The sequence below is a fragment of the Defluviicoccus vanus genome (assembly GCF_014672695.1).
GTDB lineage: Bacteria > Pseudomonadota > Alphaproteobacteria > Rhodospirillales > Defluviicoccaceae > Defluviicoccus > Defluviicoccus vanus.
This window is the reverse complement of record NZ_CP053923.1, coordinates 4,090,332-4,112,521: the sequence shown is the minus strand read 5'-3', so window position 1 is coordinate 4,112,521 and position 22,190 is coordinate 4,090,332. Positions and strand designations below refer to the sequence as shown.

At 63.3% G+C, this 22,190-nt stretch carries 18 protein-coding genes, 1 tRNA gene and 2 pseudogenes; 10 read left to right on the top strand and 11 right to left on the bottom strand.

Annotated features, from left to right (window positions below; genetic code table 11):
- Positions 1-428: 428 nt before the first annotated feature.
- Positions 429-803 carry a response regulator transcription factor gene (locus HQ394_RS18780; protein ID WP_190261464.1) on the bottom strand — a complete coding sequence of 125 codons (375 nt, stop codon included), beginning with the start codon at positions 801-803 and terminating at the stop codon, positions 429-431.
- Positions 804-1,203: 400 nt separating this feature from the next.
- Here HQ394_RS18780 and HQ394_RS18775 point away from each other — a divergent pair, with 400 nt between their 5' ends.
- From HQ394_RS18775 to HQ394_RS18755, 5 genes are all read left to right on the top strand, one after another.
- Positions 1,204-1,689, top strand: a complete 486-nt coding sequence (locus tag HQ394_RS18775; protein WP_190261463.1) for a hypothetical protein — start codon at positions 1,204-1,206, stop codon at positions 1,687-1,689.
- A 32-nt stretch (positions 1,690-1,721) separates the two neighbouring features.
- Positions 1,722-2,258: a hypothetical protein gene (locus tag HQ394_RS18770; RefSeq protein ID WP_190261462.1), complete on the top strand. Its 537-nt coding sequence runs from the start codon at positions 1,722-1,724 to the stop codon at positions 2,256-2,258.
- A 103-nt stretch (positions 2,259-2,361) separates the two neighbouring features.
- Positions 2,362-3,384, top strand: coding sequence for an amino acid ABC transporter substrate-binding protein (locus HQ394_RS18765; protein ID WP_223291732.1), 1,023 nt, complete (start codon positions 2,362-2,364; stop codon positions 3,382-3,384).
- Positions 3,385-3,555: 171 nt separating this feature from the next.
- Positions 3,556-4,632: a class II fructose-bisphosphate aldolase gene (gene fbaA, locus HQ394_RS18760; RefSeq protein WP_190261460.1), complete on the top strand. Its 1,077-nt coding sequence runs from the start codon at positions 3,556-3,558 to the stop codon at positions 4,630-4,632.
- Positions 4,633-5,279: 647 nt separating this feature from the next.
- A complete protein-coding gene (locus tag HQ394_RS18755; protein WP_223291731.1) occupies positions 5,280-7,295 on the top strand; it encodes a tetratricopeptide repeat protein in 2,016 nt (671 codons plus the stop codon).
- Positions 7,296-7,939: 644 nt separating this feature from the next.
- Here HQ394_RS18755 and HQ394_RS18750 read toward each other — a convergent pair.
- Complete coding sequence (locus tag HQ394_RS18750; protein WP_223291730.1) at positions 7,940-8,257, bottom strand: BrnA antitoxin family protein; 318 nt, start codon at positions 8,255-8,257, stop codon at positions 7,940-7,942.
- Between the two features lie 201 nt (positions 8,258-8,458).
- On the opposite strand from HQ394_RS18750, the gene HQ394_RS18745 reads away from it, so the two are divergent.
- The 3 genes from HQ394_RS18745 to HQ394_RS18735 all read left to right on the top strand — a co-directional run bounded on the left by HQ394_RS18745 (position 8,459) and on the right by HQ394_RS18735 (position 10,441).
- Entirely contained in the window at positions 8,459-8,992 is a 534-nt protein-coding gene (locus HQ394_RS18745; RefSeq protein ID WP_190261458.1) for an NUDIX hydrolase, read from the top strand.
- Between the two features lie 189 nt (positions 8,993-9,181).
- Positions 9,182-9,916 carry a TIGR02186 family protein gene (locus HQ394_RS18740; protein ID WP_190261457.1) on the top strand — a complete coding sequence of 245 codons (735 nt, stop codon included), beginning with the start codon at positions 9,182-9,184 and terminating at the stop codon, positions 9,914-9,916.
- A gap of 9 nt (positions 9,917-9,925) precedes the next feature.
- Positions 9,926-10,441, top strand: coding sequence for a universal stress protein (locus HQ394_RS18735; RefSeq protein WP_223291729.1), 516 nt, complete (start codon positions 9,926-9,928; stop codon positions 10,439-10,441).
- On the opposite strand, the gene rpe is transcribed toward HQ394_RS18735, so the two are convergent.
- From rpe to HQ394_RS18715, 5 genes are all read right to left on the bottom strand, one after another.
- A complete protein-coding gene (gene rpe / locus HQ394_RS18730; protein ID WP_223291728.1) occupies positions 10,434-11,105 on the bottom strand; it encodes a ribulose-phosphate 3-epimerase in 672 nt (223 codons plus the stop codon). The two genes, HQ394_RS18735 and rpe, sit on opposite strands and share 8 nt — an antisense overlap.
- Before the next feature lie 8 nt (positions 11,106-11,113).
- Positions 11,114-11,224 carry a fructose-bisphosphate aldolase gene (locus HQ394_RS20295; RefSeq protein WP_223291727.1) on the bottom strand — a complete coding sequence of 37 codons (111 nt, stop codon included), beginning with the start codon at positions 11,222-11,224 and terminating at the stop codon, positions 11,114-11,116.
- 84 nt (positions 11,225-11,308) lie between these two features.
- On the bottom strand, positions 11,309-13,336 hold the full coding sequence (gene tkt, locus HQ394_RS18725; protein ID WP_223292142.1) for a transketolase: 2,028 nt from the start codon (positions 13,334-13,336) through the stop codon (positions 11,309-11,311).
- A gap of 121 nt (positions 13,337-13,457) precedes the next feature.
- Positions 13,458-14,405 (bottom strand): phosphoribulokinase, encoded by a 948-nt coding sequence (locus HQ394_RS18720; protein WP_223292141.1) that lies wholly within the window; start codon positions 14,403-14,405, stop codon positions 13,458-13,460.
- Positions 14,406-14,696: 291 nt separating this feature from the next.
- Positions 14,697-14,772: transfer RNA gene (locus HQ394_RS18715), tRNA-His, on the bottom strand.
- A 374-nt stretch (positions 14,773-15,146) separates the two neighbouring features.
- Between HQ394_RS18715 and HQ394_RS18710 the strand changes: the two genes are divergently transcribed.
- Together HQ394_RS18710 and glnA are read left to right on the top strand one after the other, a co-directional pair.
- Positions 15,147-15,485: a P-II family nitrogen regulator gene (locus HQ394_RS18710; protein WP_190261453.1), complete on the top strand. Its 339-nt coding sequence runs from the start codon at positions 15,147-15,149 to the stop codon at positions 15,483-15,485.
- 122 nt (positions 15,486-15,607) lie between these two features.
- Entirely contained in the window at positions 15,608-16,996 is a 1,389-nt protein-coding gene (gene glnA, locus HQ394_RS18705; protein ID WP_317628969.1) for a type I glutamate--ammonia ligase, read from the top strand.
- 198 nt (positions 16,997-17,194) lie between these two features.
- Here the strand turns inward: glnA and HQ394_RS18700 are convergent.
- The 4 genes and pseudogenes from HQ394_RS18700 to cysG form a co-directional block, all read right to left on the bottom strand.
- A pseudogene (locus HQ394_RS18700) lies at positions 17,195-18,310 on the bottom strand (phosphoadenylyl-sulfate reductase); the annotation flags it as partial.
- Positions 18,311-18,458: 148 nt separating this feature from the next.
- A pseudogene (locus HQ394_RS18695) lies at positions 18,459-20,116 on the bottom strand (nitrite/sulfite reductase).
- The gene (locus tag HQ394_RS18690; protein ID WP_190261450.1) at positions 20,103-20,414 is read right to left on the bottom strand and encodes a DUF2849 domain-containing protein; all 312 of its coding nucleotides are present in this window, start codon (positions 20,412-20,414) and stop codon (positions 20,103-20,105) included. The pseudogene HQ394_RS18695 and the gene HQ394_RS18690 overlap by 14 nt, the downstream one beginning before the upstream one ends.
- A 25-nt stretch (positions 20,415-20,439) precedes the next feature.
- Positions 20,440-21,849: a siroheme synthase CysG gene (gene cysG, locus HQ394_RS18685; protein ID WP_190261449.1), complete on the bottom strand. Its 1,410-nt coding sequence runs from the start codon at positions 21,847-21,849 to the stop codon at positions 20,440-20,442.
- Positions 21,850-22,190: the final 341 nt, after the last annotated feature.

Here is a 22,190-nt window from a genome sequence, read left to right as displayed (position 1 = left end):
TCGCCTCGCTGGTGCTGATCCGGGCGAGCGCAATCTGCCGGATCAGCTCATTGACGGCGCTTGGCAGGCCACCCAGCTGGTGGCCCTCCTCAATATTGATGCGATGCTGATAGTTGGCATGAATGGCGGTCTGGATGCCACGGACCATGCTCACCAGCGGCTGGGTAAAGGCGCGGTCCATGTAGGCCCAGAGCAGGACGATGACGGTCACCAGGACCACCGCCAAACCGCCGCCGTAGATAACGATGATCGTGGTCAGTTGGGCTGCTGCCTCCGGCAGCCGGACGATGACCAGCAAAACAGCCACCGCCACCGCTGCGATCACTGCCGCGGCAAAGGCGGCGAAGCAGATGGCCAGGACGTTTCGCGGATTCAACACGGGGCCCTCGCCAATCCTGAGCAACCTCCCTGGGCAACTTCCTTGGGCGTCAGGACATACCGTCGAGAATCTGCTTTACCTTCTCGGTCAGGTCACGGGTCGAAAATGGCTTGGTCACGTAATCATTGGCACCGAGAGCGATCCCCTTCTCCCGATCCACGTCCCGACCCTTGGCGGTCAGCATGATGATGTAGACGTTTTTCCAATCGGGATTAGCCCGGACCGTCTGACAGACGTCGTAGCCATCGCGCTTCGGAATCATCACATCGAGCAAAATCAGGTCGGGGGCGCGCGCTTCGACAGCACTCAACGCTTCTTCGCCATCCCTGGCGATTCGCACGTCAAACCCAGCCTTTTTCATCAGGAACTGCAACGAAAGGACGATATTTGGCTCGTCTTCCACGACGAGAATGGACTTCGGCACTCCCACTTCTCCCCTTTGGGATGGTTCTTCAAGAGAAACCGGGCAAGCCTCGATTTGCCTCCTTTAGGCGATGGCGAAGGCGAAGTATAGCACGATTTCGCCCGCAGCATGGAGTTACGCTGCCGCCAGCGCCGAAGTCGGCGCACAGAGCCTTGACCGAGGCGATGGATAGGCCGCACCGGCATCACGGATCAATTGGCCCATTTGGGCTCTTCAGGCTATAATCCGCAGCTGTTGATCTACTGGCGAGCTGCCCGCCGCGTGCGCTTCTGCCCGCATATGGGCGCCGTTCAAGGGGGAGCCCCGCCATGGCTATTGATGTCACCGCGGCCGGCCGGCCGGCATGCGCCCCGCATCTCGCCGATGATCGCCGGCGTCATCTCGACGCCGCCATGCAGGGGTGACCAACATCATCGCCTATGTTGCCAGCCGGCAGCTGGAGATGGATGCGGACCTCGTGCGCCAGTTGGTGATCCTGCGCGATGCCTACATCGCCGATCGCTGGCAAACGGCCGACGAACAGGCCTTCTGGCCTGCCTACCACACCTTCGTCGCCCGCACGGGTGTGCCGATCGATGCGCTGATCTTCAGCCGGCGATGGACCCGCTGCATCGCCTGGGGCGCCGCGTTGCTCAGCATCGTCGTCCTGGTGCTTCTCGTTGCCCAATTGAGCTTCTGGGCCGGACTCGACTCCACCGTCCGTCAGATCGACGCCCTAGACGGCGAGCTGGGGGCGGCACGGGACAGGTTGCGTCTGCTCACCCTACAGGGGAAGGCGGACGCCGGGCTCCCAACAATTCCGGCGATGGCGACACCAGCGAATGCCCCCGCGCCAGCGATGCGTCGGAGCCGTCACTGCAAGCACGTGCCGAGCGCGACGCACTGACGCTCGACCTGCAAACCAAGTGCGTCCAGTTGATGGCGCTGCACAAGGTCCTCAACGAGCGGGTGGGACGCGAGAGCTTCCTGCTGCTGTCGAAGCATATCCCCGATGCTGCGACGATGCCCGATAGCAAGGATGGCTGCGAAACCAGCCTTGAGCGCACCATGGCGATCCGCGCCTATGTGATGGGAAACGCCAGAATTCTGCGCCAGGCGCGTCAGGACTATGTCCTGCCGCTGCTGTTCGGCTTGCTCGGCACCATCGCCTACCTGCTGCGGTCGTTGGCGGAAGATATTCGCGACAGCAGGCTGACGGTGACCGGCCTGGTCAGCGCAGGAGTGCGCATCCCCCTCGGAATGCTCGCCGGGCTCGCCATCGGCTGGGTTCAGGGCGAACAGCAAGGCGACGTTCTCAATCAGTTGGGGCCATGGGCGCTCGCCTTTGTCGCCGGCTATAGCGTCGAGCTCCTATTCACTGCCATGGACCGCATCATCGATGCCTTCACCGGCACCCGCGCGGCGGCCGCTGACGGCACGACTGGCAGTGGTGACGTCCCGCGTGCGCCCGGTTGACCGCGGTGCCGAAACGGGTGATGGATACGAAGGATACAGCGCCGTCGGGGGACGTGGGTACATCGACGCCCGCAGACGCGGCGCCAGATGGCGGATGGCGACCATGCGAACAGCCAGCGCACTTCTTTTGGTTTTGCTCGCCTTCATCCTCGTCCACCCGCAGGCCGAGGCCGGGGCGACGTTGGATGCGGTGCGTCAGCGCGGGCAGATCCGCTGCGGCGTCACCGAGGATCTTTACGGCTTCAGTGCGCCGGATGGCGAAGGCCATTGGCACGGCATCGATGTGGACGTCTGCCGTGCGGTAGCCGCTGCCGTCCTCGGCGACGCCGGCAAGGTCCGCTTCGTGCCGCTCAACGCCCAGATGCGGCTGACGGCGCTGCAGTCGGGCGAAATTGACCTCCTCGCCCGCAACACCACCTACACCCTGACCCGCGATGCCGCCGGCGGCCTCAACTTCACCGTCGTCAACTTCTACGACGGCCAGGGATTCCTGGTGCCGAAGAAGCTGGGCGTCAGCCGGGCGAACCAGCTCGCCGGGGCAACGATCTGCGTCCAGACCGGCACCACCAACGAGCTCAACGTCGCGGATTACCTGCGCGCGCAGAACATCGAGGCGCGGACGCTGACCTTCGAGAAGTTCGCCGAGGCGGTGTCCGCCTACGTCGCCGGTCGCTGCGATGCCTTCAGTGCCGATGCCTCCGGCCTGGCGGTCATCCGCGCCGAGAACACCCCCAACCCGGACGACCACCTCATCCTGCCCGATATCATCTCGCGCGAGCCGCTGGCACCGGCGGTGCGTCAGGGCGACGATCAATGGTACGATATCGTCAAATGGTCGCAGTTCGCGATGATCGAGGCGGAAGCCCGCGGCTTGACCGCAGCCAATGTGGATGCGATGCGCAGCAGCGCCGATCCGGCGATCAAACGCATGCTCGGTGTCACCCCTGGCCTGGGCGCCGCGCTCGGCATTGCAGAAGGCTGGGCCTATGCCATTATTAGCCAGGTAGGCAACTACGCAGAGAGCTACGAGCGCAATGTGGGTGCCGGCTCGAAGCTGAAGCTGCCGCGGGGGCTGAACGCACTATGGACGGACGGCGGGCTGATGTATCCGATGCCGCTGCGCTAGCAGCGAGAGCGTGCTTTTGCTGCTTCCAAGCTCGCGATCGAGTCCACCCCGCCGAAGCAAGCTGATATAACCGGTGCGTCGCATCACCGGTGCGCCCAACCGAGAACGAGAACGGTACCGCACCTCGACGGGTGAGGCCCCCATAATCTTCCACGGAGGAGAGAACTAACCATGAGCGGAACACTGAAGCCAGGTGTGGTCACCGGCAAGGACTACGAGACGCTGGTATCGGCATGCAAGGCGGGCAGCTACGCCCTGCCGGCAGTCAACGTGACCGGCACCAACACCATCAACGCCGTGCTCGAATCCGCGGCGAAGAACAAATCCGACGTCATCATCCAGCTGTCGAACGGCGGCGCGCAGTTCTACGCCGGCCAAGGCCTCCCCAACGGCAGCCTGGCCAAGGTTCTGGGCGCGGTCTCGGCGGCGAAGCACGTGCACCTGTTGGCCGAGCACTACGGCGTCTGCGTCGTCCTCCACACCGACCACGCCAACAAGAAGCTGCTGCCGTGGGTGGCGAGCCTGCTCGATCACGGCGAGGCCTTCTTCAAGGAGACCGGCAAGCCGCTGTTCAGCTCGCACATGCTCGACCTGTCGGAAGAGCCGATCGACTGGAACCTCAACGAGTGTGCCAAGTTCCTGCAGCGGATGGCGCCCCTCGGCATGAACCTGGAGATCGAGCTGGGTGTCACCGGTGGTGAGGAAGACGGCATCGGCGGTGAGTTCGACGAGAGCGCCGACAACGCCAAGCTCTACACCCAGCCGGAAGACGTGCTGCAGGCCTTCGACAAGCTCTNNTCCGAGATCGGCATGTTCTCGGTCGCCGCGTCCTTCGGCAACGTCCACGGCGTCTACAAGCCGGGCAACGTCAAGCTGCGGCCGGAGATCCTGAAGAAGTCGCAGGACTTGGTCTCGCGCAGCCACAACACCGGCGCCAACCCGCTCAACCTCGTCTTCCACGGCGGCTCTGGCTCCGAGAAGGCGCAGATCACCGAGGCAGTCGGCTATGGCGTGTTCAAGATGAACATCGACACCGACACCCAGTTCGCCTTCTCCGAGCCGGTCGGCAAGTTCGTCGACGCGCATCCGAAGGCGTTCAAATACCAGATCGACCCGGAGGACGGCACGCCGTTCAAGAAATACTACGACCCGCGCAAGTGGCTGCGCGACGCCGAGGTCGGCCTGGTCGATCGCCTCAGCGAAGCGTTCCACGATCTGGGCGCCACTGGCAAGACACTGGCGGCGTAAGACCGAAACAACGACATGCGAACCCGCCGGCCCGTAACCTCGGGCCGGCCATGGTTCGCCTTCAAAGCAAGATTGTTCGTCTGATCTGAAGCAGTTCGCCTGCCGCGAGCTGCTTTTTTTTTGCCCCCTCGCCCAGCGCTCGCCGGCTGATTTTCCCTGGCGGTTGCGCCGTTCGCTGCGCATACTCACCATAGGGACCCGCAAGGGGGGACGAGGCATGGCCGGACCGGCCGATCAACAGTCGATCATCGCACAACCGCCTCCACAGTATCTGCGCGTCTTCCTCGCCTCGCCCGGGGACGTGCGGGAAGAGCGGACGCGGGCGCGCGATGTCCTCGATGGATTGCAGCGCCATCCGATGCTGGAAGATCTCGTCACGTTCAAGGTCATCGCCTGGGACGACGACCACGGCACGCCGATGCTGGGGACGCTTTCGCCGCAGCAGTGCGTGACGCGATTTCGCGGCCGCCCCGCTGACTGCGACATCGTCATCGTCGTCTTCTGGGGGCGGATGGGGACGCCGCTGAAGGAAGAGCGGAAGCCCAACGAAACCCTACCTCTCCGGCACCGAATGGGAGATCGAGGACGCGCTCAACGGGCGCCCGCTTCCCGACATTCTTCTCTACCGCCGCACCGAGACGCCGCGCGTGGACCTGAGCGACCCAGAGTCGGTGCTGCTCGACAAGCGGCAACAATTCCAGCGCGTCGCGGATTACTTCGCCCGGCTCGAAGCGGGTCAAACCGCGATCCGCGGCTTCAATCCCTACGAGACACCGGCGGCGTTTGCATCGACACTGGAGTCGCACCTGTTCCGCATCCTCCGCCAGCGGATCGATGCCGCCCGCGCCAAAGAACTTCTAGCCATTCGCGTACAGCAAGAGCCGATTGCAGCAGTGCTGGGCGCCGAGCACATGGGCGAAAAGATCAGTGCAGCGGTTGATGCTATTGCCGCGGAAGCAAGGGTATCTGACGGCGAAGCCGACCGTGAGGCGACGATCGAACTTGCCTTGAGCAGCCTTGCTGAAGGCCGTACGGCCGAGGCCAAGGGCGTGCTCGCCGAAATACTACAGCGGAAGGCGGCGGAAAGTCGAAGTTCGGCGCAAGCTGCCGCAGAGGCTGCCCGGCATCTTGGGACGCTTGCCATGCTTGACGACACGCTCGAAGCGCTAGCCGCCTTCCGCCGCTCTGCAGAGCTCGATCCGTCCGATACCTCGATCTGGATTCACGTTGCCCAACTGGAATGGCAGCGGGGAGATCTGGACGCTGCCGCTGCAGCGGCACAACGAGCCAAGCTGGAAGCGGAATTGAAGGGTGTCGAACGAGATGTAAAGGTGGCCAACGACGAGCTAGGCGACATTTTGTTTGACCAAGGTGATTTGAGGGCAGCCAGCAAATGCTACCGGGACGCTTTCGCCATTATCGAACGCCTCACCAAGATCGACCCTGGCAACCGTGAGTGGCAGCGCGACCTTTCCATCTCCTATAACAATATTGGCGATGTGTTCCGCAATCAGGGAAATCTCGCCCAGGCCCTCGACAGCTATAAGGCCTCCCTAGCCATAAGAGAACGCATTGCGAAAGAAGACCCCGGAAACGCCAACGGACAACGTGGCCTCTCTGTCTCACATAATAATATCGGAGATGCGCTTCGCGACCAAGGGAAGCTCGCCCAAGCGCTCGACAGCTACAAGGCGTCGCTCATCATCAGAGAGCGTCTAGCCCAAGCCGACCCAGCAAACGCAAAGTGGCAGCGCGACCTCGCTGTTTCACATAAAAAGATCGGCGACGCCCTCCGCAATCTGAAGGACCTCGCCCACGCTCTCGACAGCTACAGCGCCTCGCTCATCATCAGAGAACGCCTCGCCCAAGCCGACCCCGGAAACGCAAGGCGGCAGCGTGACCTCGCCGTCTCCCATAGCAATATCGGCAATGTGCTCCGACAACAGGGAAGACTGGCCGAAGCTCTCGACAGCTACAAAGTCTCCCTTGCCATTAGACAACGCCTTGTCCAAGCCGACGTAAGAAACGCAAAATGGCAACGTGATCTCTCCGTCTCGCATGACCGGATCGGCGACGTGCTCCAAGATCAGGGAAACCTCACGCAAGCGCTAGAGAGCTATCGGGCCTCCCTCGCCATCAGAGAACGCCTCGCGCAAGCCGACCCTGGAAACGCAAAATGGCAGCGTGACCTTTCCATTTCGCATGACCGGATCGGGGACATGCTCCGCCAGCAGTGCAATGTCGCAGCGGCGCTCGACAGCTACAGGACCTCGCTCTCCATCGCCGAACGCCTCGCCGCAACCGAACCCCAGAACGCCGAATGGCAACACGACCTCTCCGTCTCGCATAACAAGATCGGCGACGTGCTCAAAGACCAGGGCAACCTCGCCCAGGCCCTCGACAGCTACCACGCCTCCCTCGCCATCGCCCAACGCCTCGCAGACGCCGACCCAGGCAACGCCGGATGGCAGTATGACGTGGCGCTGTCGCTCGGGCGGATAGGCCTGATCGGCGCAGCCAACGGCGATCGGGAGGGTGCGCTTCGCGTCTGGCGGCGTGGGCTGGCGATCATGCAGCGGCTGACGGCGCTGGCCCCGGACCATGCCGGCTTCGCGGAGACGAAAGCCTGGTTCGAGGCACGGATCGCGGAAATCAGCGATTAGGTTTCTTGTTTCGGCCGACACCGCCTTCGGCCGCGGTCGCCCTCACCCGGCGCATTCGCGCCGACCTCTCCCGGAGGGAGAGGTTATGATTCCCCTCGCCCGCGGTCGCCCTCACCCGGCGCATTCGCGCCGACCTCTCCCGGAGGGAGAGGTTATGATTCCCCCTCCGGCCGCGGCCGCCCTCACCCGGCGCATTCGCGCCGACCTCTCCCGAAGGGAGAGGTTATGATTCCCCTCGGCCGCGGTCGCCCTCACCCGGCGCATTCGCGCCGACCTCTCCCGGAGGGAGAGGTTATGATTCCCTTCGGCCGCGGTCACCCTCACCCGGCGCATTCGCGCCGACCACTCCCGGAGGGAGAGGTTATGATTCCCTTCGCCCGCATCGTGGGAGAGGAAAGGGCCCGGCGCGGCAGCGGCGGGAGGGTGAGGGCGACGGCGGAGGCAGGGGAGGCCGGCCAGCGCCGATCCGCCCCCTCACGCTGGCAAAGATACGACAACCGTCAATGGCTCCACGCCGCACTCGGGACCCGGACTCCCGAGCAAGCCGAGCTTCACGCCGCATAACCAGGCATCCACATTTCCGGGGAAGATCACCCTGTGAATGACCGACATTGCGGACAATGCCAGCTTCCGACGCGAAGATTTCAGCGGTGCTGGTCCATATATTCGCGGAGCGCACGGTTGATCGCCGTCTGATAGCCGCGCTCCACCGCCTGGGCCTTGAACCAGGCGACCACGTCCGCATCGAGGCGGATGGTGACGCTTTGCTTCGGTGCGCGGAAGAAGCGGCGGTTCACCGCTCGCTCCAGGGACGAATCCTCCGGCAGTTGCCTGATATCGACATCCGAATCTTCCGGCGAGCGTTGGCACTCGTGGTCTTTGAGTTGGGCAATGGCGTCATACTTCATCGCTGTGCCTTTCATCGCGGGCCGTCGCCCGTCAGGTTGATGTTCGGCGCGCACCGGTTGTCGATCCTCAATCAGCCCGCGCGATTACAACTGTGTACACCTCTATGAGCCAATATTGGCATATTTGAGGTATTTCTTGGCCGGTGCGACGTTTTGTTACCGATCGTTGCAGTGAAGTCGCAGGCATAGATTGATTGCCGGCACAGAGCCGGGCACATCAGCACCCCTGGCGAGGCGCTCATCAGGACGCGGCGAATGCATGACAGCGGAAATGATCATCAGCATGGCGATGATAGCCATTACCCAGGCGAGGCGGCGGCAGACGCCAGCCGGCACTACCCTGCCCGGCCGCAGGTGGGCGTCGGTGCCATCGTCTTTCGCGACGACCAAGTGTTGTTGATCGTTCGTGCCACGCCGCCTAGACAGGGCGAATGGAGCATTCCGGGCGGCCTGCAGCAGCTGNGGGAGACTGTGGCTGCGNCCGCCGCGCGCGAGGTGATGGAAGAGACCGGCGTCGAGATCGCCGTTCTCGGTGTCGCCGCGGTGATCGATTTGATCGACGTGGATGCGGCGAGCGCCGTTCGCTACCACTACACCTTGATCGACGTTGCCGCCGAATGGCTGTCCGGCGAGGCGGTCGCCGGCAGCGACGCCGCCGCCGTTGCCTGGACGCCGCTCAGCGACGTGGCGGCACTGCCGATGTGGGCGGAGACGAAGCGGGTGATCGCCGAGGCCACGCGCCTGCGCGCCGACTCCTCCCAACCCTGCCCGCCCCATCTCCAACGCTGAGCCGTGCCTGATCGAGTGCGTTGAGCCCTGGCGCACAGCTGATTATGGTGTCGCCTCCGCCATGCGCTGCATCGCCGCGTCCATGGCGGATGATAACGTGGATTGTCCTTGGCCTCCTCTCGCGCGCAAGGCGCCGCCATATGACCCGACGCATCAGCCGAGTCACCACAAGACGCTCCCGCGCGTTGGTTGGCGATTGGCAACCTGATCGCCGGCTTGCTCGCGCTGCTTGCCAGCCCGGCCGCGGCGGCCGATCTGATCACCTCGCTGTCCAACAGCCTAGTGGCGATCACCACCGGTTTCACCGGTTCAAACGTGCTGGTATTCGGCGCCACCGACGGTGGCGGCGACGTGATCGTGGTTGTTCGCGGACCGGAATCGCGTGAGGTGGTGCGGCGCAAGGCAAGAACCTTTGGCATTTGGATCAACGAGGCGGAGGTTGTCTTCGACAATGTCCCCGGCTTTTTCGCCGTCGCCAGCAGCCGCCCGCCCTTGAGCAACGTGCCGCCGGAGGTGGCACGGCTGTACCAGATCGGCACCGACCAGCTGCGGCTGTTACCGCAGCGGCCGGAGGCGCCGGCTGTGGCGCAGGAATTTCGTTCGGCGCTGATTCGCGCCAAACAGCGCGACGCGGTCTACAGCCAGGAAATCAGTGAGATTCAGTTCCTCGGCAATCGGCTGTTCCGCACCGACATGTGGATCCCCGCCAACGCTCCAGTCGGCACCTACTCCGTCAGCGTCTACCTGCTGCGCGATAACGAGATCGTCAGCGCCGAGATAACCCCGCTTCTCGTCAGTCGTGTCGGCTTCGAAGCGCGGGTCTTCGAATTCGCCCATGACTACGCGGTCGCCTATGGTATCCTCGCCATCGGTATTGCGGCGATCGCGGGATGGATCGCTAATCTGGTATTCCGCAAAGGTTGAGCGGCGGCTGTGGGAAATTCCGAGGATCGTGAGTTCGCTGTGGCACGCGAAGCCTCGCGCGACATGCCAAAGCGGACCTTTCTCTGCGTTGTCGATGAATCTGAGGAGCTGCATCAGGCGCTACGCTATGCCTGCCGCCGTGCCCACAACACCGGCGGCCGGGTGGCGTTGCTTTACGTCATCGAGCCGGTGGAATTTCAGCACTGGATGGCGGTCGGCCACCTGATGGCCGAGGAGCGACGCGAGCAGGCGGAAGAAATGCTGCAGGTGGTCTCTTCGGTGGTGCAGAAGCTGTCCGGCGTAACGCCGGTGGTTTTCATCCGCGAAGGCAAGCTCACCGAGCAGTTGATGCAGCTGATCGAAGCGGAGCCGGACCTGTCGGTGCTGGTGCTCGGCGCCTCCACCGGCACCGAAGGCCTGGGCCGGGTGATCTCCTACATCTTCAAGCGCCTGGGGCGGTTGCGCATTCCGGTCACCATCGTGCCAGGCGGGCTGTCCGACGAGCAGATCGACGCGATCAGCTGAGCGCCGCCGCCACGCAACGTTGGCGCTGCGGCCGCAGGGCAGCGATGCTGGTGGCATAGTCGGCGCCGCTGAACACGGCGCTGCCGGCGACCAGGACATCGGCACCGGCTTCGATCACCAGCGGCGCAGTCTCGGCGTTGACGCCACCGTCCACTTCAAGCTCGATCGGCCGGTCGCCGATCATGGCGCGGAGGCGGCGGATCTTGTCGAGCTGTGCCGGAATGAAACCCTGACCGCCGAAGCCGGGATTGACGGTCATCACCAGGATCAGGTCGAGACGGTCGAGGACGTGTTCGATCACCGCGGCCGGCGTCGCCGGATTGAGCGAAACCCCTGCCCGCTTGCCGAGCGCCTTGATCATCTGCAGGCTGCGATCCAGATGCCGGTCGGCCTCGGCGTGCACGGTGATGATGTCGGCGCCCGCCTCCGCATAGGCGGCAAGATAAGGCTGCGCCGGATCGATCATCAGATGCACGTCGAAGGGCTTCGCCGTATGCGGCCGAAGGGCACGAATCACCAGCGGCCCGATGGTCAGGTTAGGCACGAAGTGACCGTCCATGACGTCCACATGCACGTAATCACAGCCGGCGGCGTCGAGCGCCCGCACCTCCTCGCCCAGGCGGGCGAAATCGGCCGAGAGGATGGAAGGGGCAATCTTGATCATCGGTGCATTCATACCAAGGGTGCCGGTTCGCCGGCAAAGGTGCCACGCGCCGCGGCGAGGAGCCCCTTGCCATCGGCGACCAGACTTTGTGCCGTTGCTTTCAATTCGCCGCTCGTCATCGCGCCGGCTCTTCCCGTCCTGCGTGCCCTTCCCGTGCTGCGGTGCTTGATCCCTGGCTTTGACCTCTCTGCCCGGAAGGACAGTTAGCCGACCACATCCATGCCGAACCGCCGCCGCCGCCGGGTCAACTCGCCGCGGTGGCCCAGCGCCAGCTTCGTCTGGGTGACCACGTTATCGGCGGTGATCCCGAAATGCTTGAACAGCACCTCGGCCGGACCGGACAGGCCGAACCCGTTCAGGCCGACGAAAATGCCTTCCGAGCCGATATAGCGGTCCCAGCCGGGAGAGATCGCCGCTTCCACCGCAACACGGACGCACTCCGGCCAAGCAGGACCGAGCACCTCGCGGCGGTACTTCTCTGGCTGCATGTCGAACAGCTTCCAGCAGGGCATGGAGACCACCGCGGTCGGAATGCCGTCGGCCTGCAGACGGTTTCGCGCTTCCACCGCCAGATGGACTTCCGAGCCGGTGGCGAACAGGGTGACTTCGCGCTCGCCGCCCTCGGCCTCGTGGAGAACGTAGGCGCCGCGGGCGGAGAGATTGACGCTGACGTGCTCGGTTCGCACCGCCGGCAGCGCCTGCCGGCTCAGCACCAGACACGACGGCGTATCGCTCTCGGTGATGGCGATAATCCAGCATTCGAAGGTCTCGATGGCGTCCGCCGGGCGGAAGACCAGGAGATTCGGCATCACCCGCAGACCGGCCAGGGTCTCCACCGGATGATGGGTGGGGCCATCCTCACCGACGCCGATCGAATCATGGGTCAGCACATAGATCACCCGCTGGCGCGTCAGTGCCGACATCCGCATGGCGCCGCGCATGTAATCGGCGAAGACGAGGAAAGTGCCGCCGAAGGGAATGAACCCACCATGCAGCGCCATGCCGTTCATCACCGACGCCATCGCGTGTTCACGCACGCCGTAATGCACATAACGACCGGTAAAGTTGCCGGGGGTCAATGTCGTCGAGNNATGGCTCGTCTTGGTGAACACGGACTCGGTGAGATCGGCCGAGCCGCCGATGATCTCGGGGAAGGTGGCGGTCAGAATCTCCAGCGCCTCGCCCGATGCCTTACGGGTGGCCCATTTCGGCTGGTCGGTTGCCAGCTTGCGCTTGAACGCGTTCAACGGCGTCTGCCAACCGGCTGCCAAGCGGCCGCTACTGGTGCGCCGAAAGGCTTCCTGCTTGTCCGCCGGCAGCGCGGCGAAGCGCGCTTCCCAGGCCTCACGTTCGCCGATCGATCGGCGACCCGCCGCACGCCAGGCGTCGAGGATGTGCGCCGGAATGACGAAGGGCGGATAAGGCCAATTGAGGGCACGCCGCACCCCGGCGATCTCTTCATCGCCGAGCGGCGCCCCATGGGTGGCAGAGGTGCCGGCCTTGGTGGGCGCGCCTTTGCCGATGGTGGTGCGACAATCGATCAGCGATGGCTTGTCGGACAGCCGTGCCTTGGCGATCGCCGCCGCCACAGCATCCGGATCCTCGCCGTCCACCACCGCCGCGTCCCAGCCGCAGGCTTCGAAACGGGCAAGCTGATTGTCGGCGGTGGCCAGCGTGGTGGGCCCGTCGATCGAGATCCGATTGTCGTCCCAGAGGACGATGAGTTTGGACAGCTTCAGAAACCCGGCGAGGGAAATCGCCTCCTGGCTCAGCCCTTCCATCAGACAGCCGTCACCGACGATGCAGTAGGTGTAATGATCGATGATCTCGTCGCCCCAGCGGGCGTTGCGCAACCGCTCGGCCAGCGCCATGCCCACCGAATTGCCGAGCCCTTGGGCCAGTGGCCCGGTGGTGGTCTCGATGCCGCAGGACACTTCGTACTCCGGGTGGCCCGGCGTCTTCGAGCCCAACTGGCGGAAGCGCTTGATTTCCTCGATCGTGATCTCTTCGTAGCCGCTGAGATACAGCAACGCATAGAGCAGCATCGAACCATGTCCGGCGGACAGGATGAAGCGGTCACGGTCCTGCCAGTCGGGACGGGTTGGATCGAACTTGAGGAAACGCTGCCAGAGCACGGTGGCGACATTCGCCATCCCCATCGGCATGCCGGGGTGACCGGAGTTCGCCCGCTGCACCGCATCGGCAGCGAGGATGCGAATGGCATTGACCATTTCATCGTGCGTCGGCAGGCGTTCTTCCGCCGAAAGGGCGTCCGCCGCCAGGGCATCCTCCGAAAGGGCAGCCGGCTCGGCAACAGCAGCGGGAAGCGCGGTGGACATCGGCTGGTTTCCTTCAGTTCGCATAGGTTCCCAACGCGGCAGTAAGCAGGTATTGCGTCAGGAGCAACTGCGACAGCGCAAGCGACGGACTGTGCTGGACGGTGGACCGGCCATCACAGAAGGCGCCAAGTCGCGGGAAAGGTTGGGAAGGATCGCGCGAGCCATTGGCGACGGATCGCCAGAGATGTGCTTCGATCGCCGCGCTGTCGGCGCCAACGATCTCGCCATATATGTGCAGCGCGTCTGCCGGTCGGCCATCCACGTCGCGGGCGAGTTCCATCTCCAGACCACGCGGCGGCGACAGTTCCAGAAGTGTGGTGAGATCGATCTGCGGCAGTGTGGGACGCAGCAGATGGCGGACATTCAGCGGGCTGGCGATCTCGTCCGGCTTGTCATCCGGCGGATAGAAGTTGACCACCAGATCGGCGTAGCCACGCTGCGGCAGGACGTTGCTGACGCTGTCGCGGTTGAGACGATCGAGCGACGCCATCACCTGCTCCACCGTGTAGCCGCCCTGCGTCGTATCGCGCTGGAACTTCCAGCGCAGCCGCAACTGTTCCCGCGGGTCGAGGAAGATCTTCAGGTCGTAGGCGTCGCGCAGCGACGGCGTCGAGTAGCCGAGCAGACCCTCGAGAATGATGAACTGGCGCGGCACCACATACTCCGGCGGTTCAAGCGTCCCACCTTGGTGATTGTACACTGGTTTCAAGATCGGCTGGCCGTCGCGCAGCAAACCCACATGCTGTTCGAGAATGTCGATGTGATTGCCAGCGGGATTGTGGGCGGTAACCCCGAGTTCGGCCCGCCGCCGCCGGTCATGCTTGATGTAATCATCCATGCAGATGATCAGCGTCCGCTCGATGCCAAGGACCTCTGCCAGTCCTGCCGCCATCGTCGATTTTCCGGCTCCTGAATCACCGACTATGCCGATAATCACCGGATGTTTTCGTGTCTGCTGCATGGGCACCGTTTTCGCCGCCGCACCAACCATTGGCGGCACCATAATATATGTTATCAATACCTGCCGATAAGAGGTTTGGGAACCCTCGGTCGATCACGTGTTGCTACAATGGGCAACAGTTGGATTCAAAAGCAGCGGCGCGATGCCAGCGGCACCAAGGCTTCACCGCCGGGGACGCCCTAAATCGCTTCTCCCCTCGCCTCGCCTCGCCGCACGTCCCCTTGCCACGCACGCAAGTTGTATCGCCCAGTTGGCGGCAGCAACACGACCACAAGGCAAAGGGGGGCGCGATGGGGCGAGAGATGGGATTCGAACCCACGACACCCGGGACCACAACCCGGTGCTCTGCCAACTGAGCTACTCCCGCCATCGGCAGGGTGATGTAGCCCTGTCAGCGCGAAACCGTCAAGGGTCACCAACCAAAGGACGCCACACATTCGCACGTGGTGGCAACGAACCCGGCGCAGGTCAGAGGTTGTGCCACTTTTCCACTCCGATTAATTTCTAGGCCGATGCCCAGACTTTATGCAGCCACGTGCGGCGGCAAGGATTTGTAGCGGCTTGAAAAGCATGCGGGTCAGGTACAAATCGGCGCGCCGGGAGTATGCTCAACGATTGGCACGGCTTGTGCTTTTGAGCTACCCAATATCGGTTCGGCGGAGCACGGGCGCCCTGGCGCGTGCCGCCGTTTCGACGCAGCGGCAGAGAAGCGGGCCAGCAACGCGACTGAGGCAAATTCCGATGAAGAAAATCGAAGCCATCATCAAGCCGTTCAAGCTTGATGACGTTAAGGAAGCCCTTCATGAGCTTGGACTGCAAGGGATAACCGTGTTGGAGGCAAAGGGGTTCGGACGTCAGAAGGGACATACCGAGCTCTACCGCGGCGCCGAGTACGTGGTCGACTTCCTACCAAAGGTGAAGATCGAACTAGTTGTTGAGGATAATCTGGTGGAACGCGCGGTGGAGGCGATCCAGCAAGCGGCACGTACCGGACGAATCGGCGATGGCAAGATCTTTATCTCAACCATTGAGGATGCCATCCGTGTCCGCACTGGCGAGCGAGGTGTCGAAGCGATATAAAACCGCCCGCGATAATACAAACTCGAAATTCCGACATTCATTGTTGATGTTTCGTGCGGCAACGCAAAGGGACCAAGGGAACTAGCACTATGGCTTTGAACTGCAAGACAGCTGAAGACGTGATGAAGGCGATTAAGGATAACGACGTTAAATACGTCGATCTCCGCTTCACCGATCCACGCGGCAAGTGGCAACACTTGAGCATGACCGCGGAACACACCGAAGAGTCGTATTTCACCGATGGTGTCATGTTCGACGGATCGTCGATCGCCGGCTGGAAAGCCATCAACGATTCCGACATGTCCTTGATTCCCGACGTGACGACGGCGGTGATGGACCCGTTTTTCGCACAATCAACGATGATTGTTTTCTGCGATATCGCCGAGCCGTCGACGGGTGAGCCGTACCTTCGCGATCCCCGTTCGATCGCCAAGAAAGCCGAAGCCTATGTCATTTCAAGCGGCATCGGCGACACTGCCTACATTGGTCCCGAAGCCGAATTTTTCGTTTTCGACGACATTCGCTACGACGTGAAGATGAACGGCTGCTTCTACGAGTTCAGTTCCGACGAAGGCCCCTACGTCACCGGCCGTATTCTGCCCGAGGGCAACGCCGGTCACCGTCCGCCGGTCAAGGGTGGCTATTTCCCGGTCCCTCCGGTCGATGCCTGCCAAGACCTGCGCTCGGAAATGGTTTCGGTGATGATGGAAATGGGCCTGAAGATGGACAAGCACCATCACGAGGTCGCACCGAGCCAGCACGAACTGGGGCTGATGTACTCGACCCTGGTCAAAGCCGCTGACGACATCCAGATCTACAAGTACGTCACCCACATGGTGGCGCAGACCTACGGCAAGACCGCCACATTCATGCCGAAGCCGGTCACCGGCGACAACGGCTCGGGCATGCACACCCACCAATCGATCTGGAAGGCCGGCAAGCCGCTCTTCGCCGGTTCCGGGTATGCTGACCTCTCCGATCTGGCGCTCTATTACATCGGCGGTATCATCAAGCACGCCAAGGCGCTGAACGCCTTCACCAACCCAGGCACCAACAGCTACAAGCGGCTGATCCCGGGCTTCGAAGCGCCGGTGCTGCTTGCCTACTCCGCGCGCAACCGCTCCGCATCGTGCCGCATTCCGTTCTCATCGAATCCGAAGGCGAAGCGGGTTGAAGTCCGCTTCCCCGATCCGCTGTGCAATCCCTACCTCGGCTTCGCGGCGATGCTGATGGCCGGACTCGACGGCATCCAGAACAAGATCCACCCTGGCGATGCCATCGACAAGAACCTCTACGATTTGCCGCCGGAAGAACTGGCGCTGGTTCCGACCGTGTGCGGTTCGCTGCGTGAGGCGCTCACCAGCCTTGACGGCAATCGCGACTTCCTGAAGCGGGGCGACGTGTTCACCGACGACTTGATCGATAGCTACATCGAGCTCAAGTGGGAAGAGGTGTACAACTTCGAGCACACCCCGCATCCGGTCGAGTTCCAGATGTACTACAGCTCCTAATACTGCTGCCGAAGACGTGGGGAGGTCTGCAGTTCCTCCCCACGTCTTCCCCTTCGCCGTCCCGCGATCGGCTGATGCGCGCCTAGCCCTGAAGGCCCTTACGCCGGGCGTACCGCGGTTAAACGGTACCTGCGCGCTCGAAGCTGCACCCCCTCGCTGTCTCGCCGACCGTGATCGGTTAGCGCCGCAGTTGCGGCATCAGTCGATACCGTCCATCCGCCAGTGCGCCCGCGACAGGTGGATACCGCATTCGGTTTTTTCCAGGTTGCGCCAGCGGCCGGCACGAGCGTTTTCGCCCGGCTTTACCCGATCGGTGCAGGGCATGCAGCCAATGGAGAGGAAGCCATCGGCTTCGAGCGTGTGACGCGGCAGCGCATGGCGGACGAAGTACGCCTCAAGATCCTGCTTGTCCCAGCCGGCCAACGGATTGACCTTGATCCTGCCACCGTCGTCGAGTTCGAGGAGTGGCAAGGCGGTGCGCTCGCCACCCTGAAAGCGCTTGCGGCCGGTGATCAGCGCGTCGAAGCCGAGCACGGCGCGTCGCAGTGGTTCGACCTTGCGGACGTAGCAGCACATGTCCGGGTTGCCGTACCAGAGGATGCCGTCGGGATCGACCGCCTCCACTTCACGCTCGTCCGGCTTGATGCTGCGGATGTCGGTGAGGCCGAGCAGGCGCTGCAACTGGTCCCGATAGCGGAGCGTTTCGCCGAACAGCTTCTCGGTGTTGAGGAAAATCACCGGCGTTGCCGGATCGATCTGCGCGACCATGTGCAGCAACACTGCCGCCTCGGTGCCGAATGACGAGATGAGGGCGATTCGCCCCGGAATTCGTCGNCAGATCATCGCCTGCAGCAGCGACAGCGTGTCGCTGCCGGCATAGCGAGCGAGCAGCGTGTCACGCAACGCGATACCACGCACGGAGGCGACTTCACCGCCGTGATCGATGGCAAGCGATTGGGAGGACCGGCTCATGGCGCCGCTCGCCGTTCCNTGGCGCCGACTGGCATGGACGGTCGCGCGTCCATCGCCGGTCGGTTGGAAGAAGACGCTGATTTCCGCCAGCGCTCGCTGCCAGATTTCCACCGCCCTCGCGTCTGCGACCTCGAAGGCATTGAAACCGCAGCGATGCATGAACAACAGTTGATCGTGCAGCACGTTACCGACCGCGCGCAGCTCGCCGGTGAAACCGAACCGCTCGCGCAGCAGACGCGCCGTTGAATAGGCCCTCCCGTCGCGGAAGGTGGGAAACTCCAGCGCAATCAGCGCCAGATGCGGCAGATCGTCGGCCAACTCGCTCGCCTTGTCGCCACTGGCAAGCTGCACGCCGAGAGGAGTACCGCGGGAAAGCAGGGCGTCACGCTCCGCCTGCCAACGTGCAAGTGTCACCAGCACCGCACCGTCAGCGGGCAAAGCCTCGCCGTCGGCAACGAAGCGCCACGGATCGGCGACCTCCTGGCCGTCTTTAATGAGTGGCATAGAGCCTCTCCTTGAANNTGGTTCGAGACCAACGCGCCGGTAGGTGTCGACAAAGCGCTCGCCGCCGTGGCGAAGGTCGAGATAGGTGTCCACGAGGCGTTCGACGGCGCCGACCACCGCTTTTTCCGAAAACGCCGGGCCTACAATGTTGCCGATGGCTGCAGTCTCCGTCGCGTCGCCACCAAGGGTAATCTGGTAGAACTCCTGGCCTTTCTTATCGACGCCGAGAATGCCGATGTGTCCCACGTGGTGGTGACCGCAGGCATTGATGCAGCCGGAGATCTTGATCTTCAACTCGCCAATGTCGTGCAGGCGATCGATGTCATCGAACCGCTGGCTGATTTCCTGCGCAATCGGGATCGAGCGGGCGTTGGCGAGACTGCAGTAGTCGAGACCAGGACAGGCGATGATGTCGGTCAGCAGGCCGATATTCGGCGTGGCCAGTCCCAACGGCTGCAGCGCCTGCCAGAGCGGGTAAAGGTCGTCCTGGCGGACGTGCGCCAAGGTCAGGTTCTGCTCGTGGGTCACCCGGACCTCGCCGAAGCTGTAGGTGTCGGCAAGATCGGCGATCGCCTCCATCTGCGCCGCGGTGGCGTCACCGGGCACACCGCCATGCGGCTTCAGCGACAGATTGACGATGGCGTAACCCGGCTGCTTGTGGGGAAACAAGTTGACCTGCGCCCAGCGGGCAAATGCCGGATCCTCGACGCGGTGACGTCGAAGCTCAGCGAAACTCACCGGCAGGGTGGCGAAGGGCGGCGGCGCAAAATAGGCCTGGATCCGCTCCAGTTCGCCCGGCGGCAACTCGACCGGACTGTCCTTGAGGTAGGCCCACTCCTCCTCCACCATCTGAATAAATCGTTCCGCTCCAACCTCATGGACGAGAATCTTAATCCGCGCCTTGTAGAGGTTGTCGCGCCGTCCGAGCAGGTTATAGACGCGGAGAACCGCCTCCAGATAGGAGAGCAGATGCTGCTGCGGCAGGAACTCGCGGATCGTCTTGGCGATAAAGGGNGTCCGCCCCTGGCCGCCACCGACCAGAACTTGGAAGCCCACCTCCCCCGTGTCGTTGCGGACGATGCGCAGGCCGATGTCGTGCACGGCCACTGCCGCCCGGTCGTGCGGCGAACCGGTGACCGCGATCTTGAACTTGCGCGGCAGGAAGGAAAACTCCGGATGCAGCGTCGACCACTGGCGGATGATCTCCGACCAGACCCGCGAGTCGTCGATCTCATCGGCGGCCGCGCCGGCGTACTGATCGGCGGTGACATTGCGGATGCAGTTGCCGCTGGTCTGGATGGCGTGCATCTCCACCGCGGCCAGATCAGCGAGAATGGCAGGGACGTCGGCCAGCGCCGGCCAGTTGTACTGCAGGTTCTGCCGGGTGGTGAAATGGGCGTAGCCCTTGTCGTAACGGCGGGCGATGTGGGCGAGTTGACGCATCTGCCGTGAGGACAGCATGCCATAGGGAATGGCGACCCGCAGCATGTAGGCGTGCAGTTGCAGGTACAGCCCGTTCATCAGCCGGAGCGGCCGGAACTCGTCTTCCGAAAGCTCACCGCTCAGCCGGCGGTTCACTTGGTCGCGAAACTGGGCAACCCGCTCGGCGACAAAGATGTGATCAAATTCGTCATAGCGATACATGCGAGACGTCCTTCTCCGCTTGCCTGCCGAGGTCCGATCGCACCGTCGGACCGGCGGCGCGAATGCGTTCGCGCAGTTGCACCGGGGCAATACCCGTCGGCGTTTCCCGCACTTCGATGAGGTAGGGCCCGACCACCAGCCGGGCATTGAGCGCGCTCTCGGCGCTCGTCATCAGGCTCGCGGCCGCAACCGCATCGGTTGCGATCCGTGCGTCGGCCAGCGCCTCGGACCAGGCGTCGTTCGCCGCGAGGAAAACGACCAGGCCGTCGGCCAGACGGTTCGCGGTTACAATCTGCATCGGCAGAAGGGCTCCTTACTGTTTTCTATCCGGCGACCGCAGTGATCGCAGCGGGCCGAGCCACTGCGGTCGCCGCACGGCGAACGACGTCGCCGATGATGATCAGTGTTGGTCTGGCGTCGGCGTCGACGCAGGCGTCGGTCACCTCGGCCAGGGGACAGACAACGACCCTTTGATCGGCCAGCGTGCCGTTGTGAATGATCGCAACAGGCGTCGCCGGGTTGGCCTGCGCGGCGAGCAACCGGCCGGCGATCCGCTCGGCAACCGAGGCACCCATGTAGACGACGAGGGTCTGGCCGCCGCGCGCCAGCGCCGGCCAGTCGAGATCAGGCTCACCGTCGCGGCCATGAGCGGTGACGAAGGTGACTGCCTGCGCCACGTCACGATGGGTGAGTGGGATGCCGGCGGCAGCCGCACAGCCAAGCGCCGCGGTGATCCCCGGGATCACATCGACGACGATGCCGCGCTCGGCGACGAACGCCTGCTCTTCGCCGCCACGGCCGAAGATGAACGGATCGCCGCCCTTGAGGCGAACAACGCGCAAACCGGCACGCGCCCTCTCTACTAGTAAGTCGTTGATCTCCGCCTGGCTACGGGCATGACTGCCCTTGGCCTTGCCGACGTAAATGAACTCGGCGTCGCGCCGGGCGCGGTCCAGCACGTCGGCGCCGACGAGGCGGTCGTAAACAATCACGTCCGCCTCCTGCAGGGCACGTGCGGCCTTGAGCGTCAACAGCTCGGCATCGCCGGGACCAGCGCCGACGATGACAACCTGCCCACGGCAGGCCAACGCATCCTCGTCAACGCGGTTGATGGCGGCCAACATCTGCTCCCGTGCCCGCCGGCCCTCGCCACGGAGTACCAGGGTGGCGATCGGTCCATTGAAGAACCGCTCCCAAAACCGGCGGCGCATCCGGCCATCGGGGCGAACCGCGGCGACAGCATGGCGAAAGCGCTCGGCGAACAGCGCAAGCTGGCCCAGGTTCGCCGGCAGCATCGCCTCGATCCGGGCGCGGATTTGCCGCGCCAGCAACGGCGCCGTCCCGGCGCTGGAGATGGCAACGGTGATCGGGTCACGATCGACGATCGCCGGCATGATGAAGGTGGACAGCGCCGGCGCGTCGATGACGTTGACCGCCGCACCGGCAGCGCGGGCCGCCGCGGCAACGCTGGCGTCAAGCGTCCGATCGCCGGTATCGACGATGACCATCGCTCGGCCGATGGCATCGGCTTCGGTAAATGAACGCCTATGCAGCGTCAGCGCGTTCCCATCGACCAGCGCCGCCATGTCGCGGCCGGGTTTATCGGCGGCAATCACGGTGACGCTCGCACCGACGCTTAACAGTAGCCGTGCCTTGCGGGCGACGGCATCGGAGGCGCCAACCACCAGGGTGTCGCGGCCCGTGAGGTCAAGACAGATTGGCAGATAGCGCATGGCGCTCGACCTCCAGAAGCAGTCGACGGCCACGCAAATAACACCATGCGCGCCGTAGATTGTTACAAAACTATATATAGTTTGCTGTAGATTGCGTAACAAGTACAAATATCAACTGTATATTAGCGAGCTTAGCGTGTGGGACAGGGTTCTGTGCGGTTCGAAGAGCCAAACGACCGAGGTCACACCCGACCAAGCATCGCGCATGCCAAATCGCTTGACACGGAAAATTCACCGGGAAGACGCCGGCCTGTCAAACAATGAAGATATGTTAACCAAAAGGAAATTGCAGGGCTAATCTGCAGGTATCTCCGTCAATATGAAATGGGAGTAACAGGCAT

What these genes read in the sequence shown, in the direction of transcription:
- rpe (WP_223291728.1), bottom strand. Translation starts at nt 11,105, where the DNA reads ATGATCAAGATTGCCCCTTCCATCCTCTCGGCCGATTTCGCCCGCCTG.
- HQ394_RS18720 (WP_223292141.1), bottom strand. Translation starts at nt 14,405, where the DNA reads ATGCAGCAGACACGAAAACATCCGGTGATTATCGGCATAGTCGGTGAT.
- cysG (WP_190261449.1), bottom strand. Translation starts at nt 21,849, where the DNA reads ATGCGCTATCTGCCAATCTGTCTTGACCTCACGGGCCGCGACACCCTG.
- HQ394_RS18765 (WP_223291732.1), top strand. Translation starts at nt 2,362, where the DNA reads ATGCGAACAGCCAGCGCACTTCTTTTGGTTTTGCTCGCCTTCATCCTC.
- HQ394_RS18710 (WP_190261453.1), top strand. Translation starts at nt 15,147, where the DNA reads ATGAAGAAAATCGAAGCCATCATCAAGCCGTTCAAGCTTGATGACGTT.
- glnA (WP_317628969.1), top strand. Translation starts at nt 15,608, where the DNA reads ATGAAGGCGATTAAGGATAACGACGTTAAATACGTCGATCTCCGCTTC.
- HQ394_RS18690 (WP_190261450.1), bottom strand. Translation starts at nt 20,414, where the DNA reads ATGCAGATTGTAACCGCGAACCGTCTGGCCGACGGCCTGGTCGTTTTC.
- HQ394_RS18770 (WP_190261462.1), top strand. Translation starts at nt 1,722, where the DNA reads ATGGCGCTGCACAAGGTCCTCAACGAGCGGGTGGGACGCGAGAGCTTC.
- HQ394_RS20295 (WP_223291727.1), bottom strand. Translation starts at nt 11,224, where the DNA reads ATGACGAGCGGCGAATTGAAAGCAACGGCACAAAGTCTGGTCGCCGAT.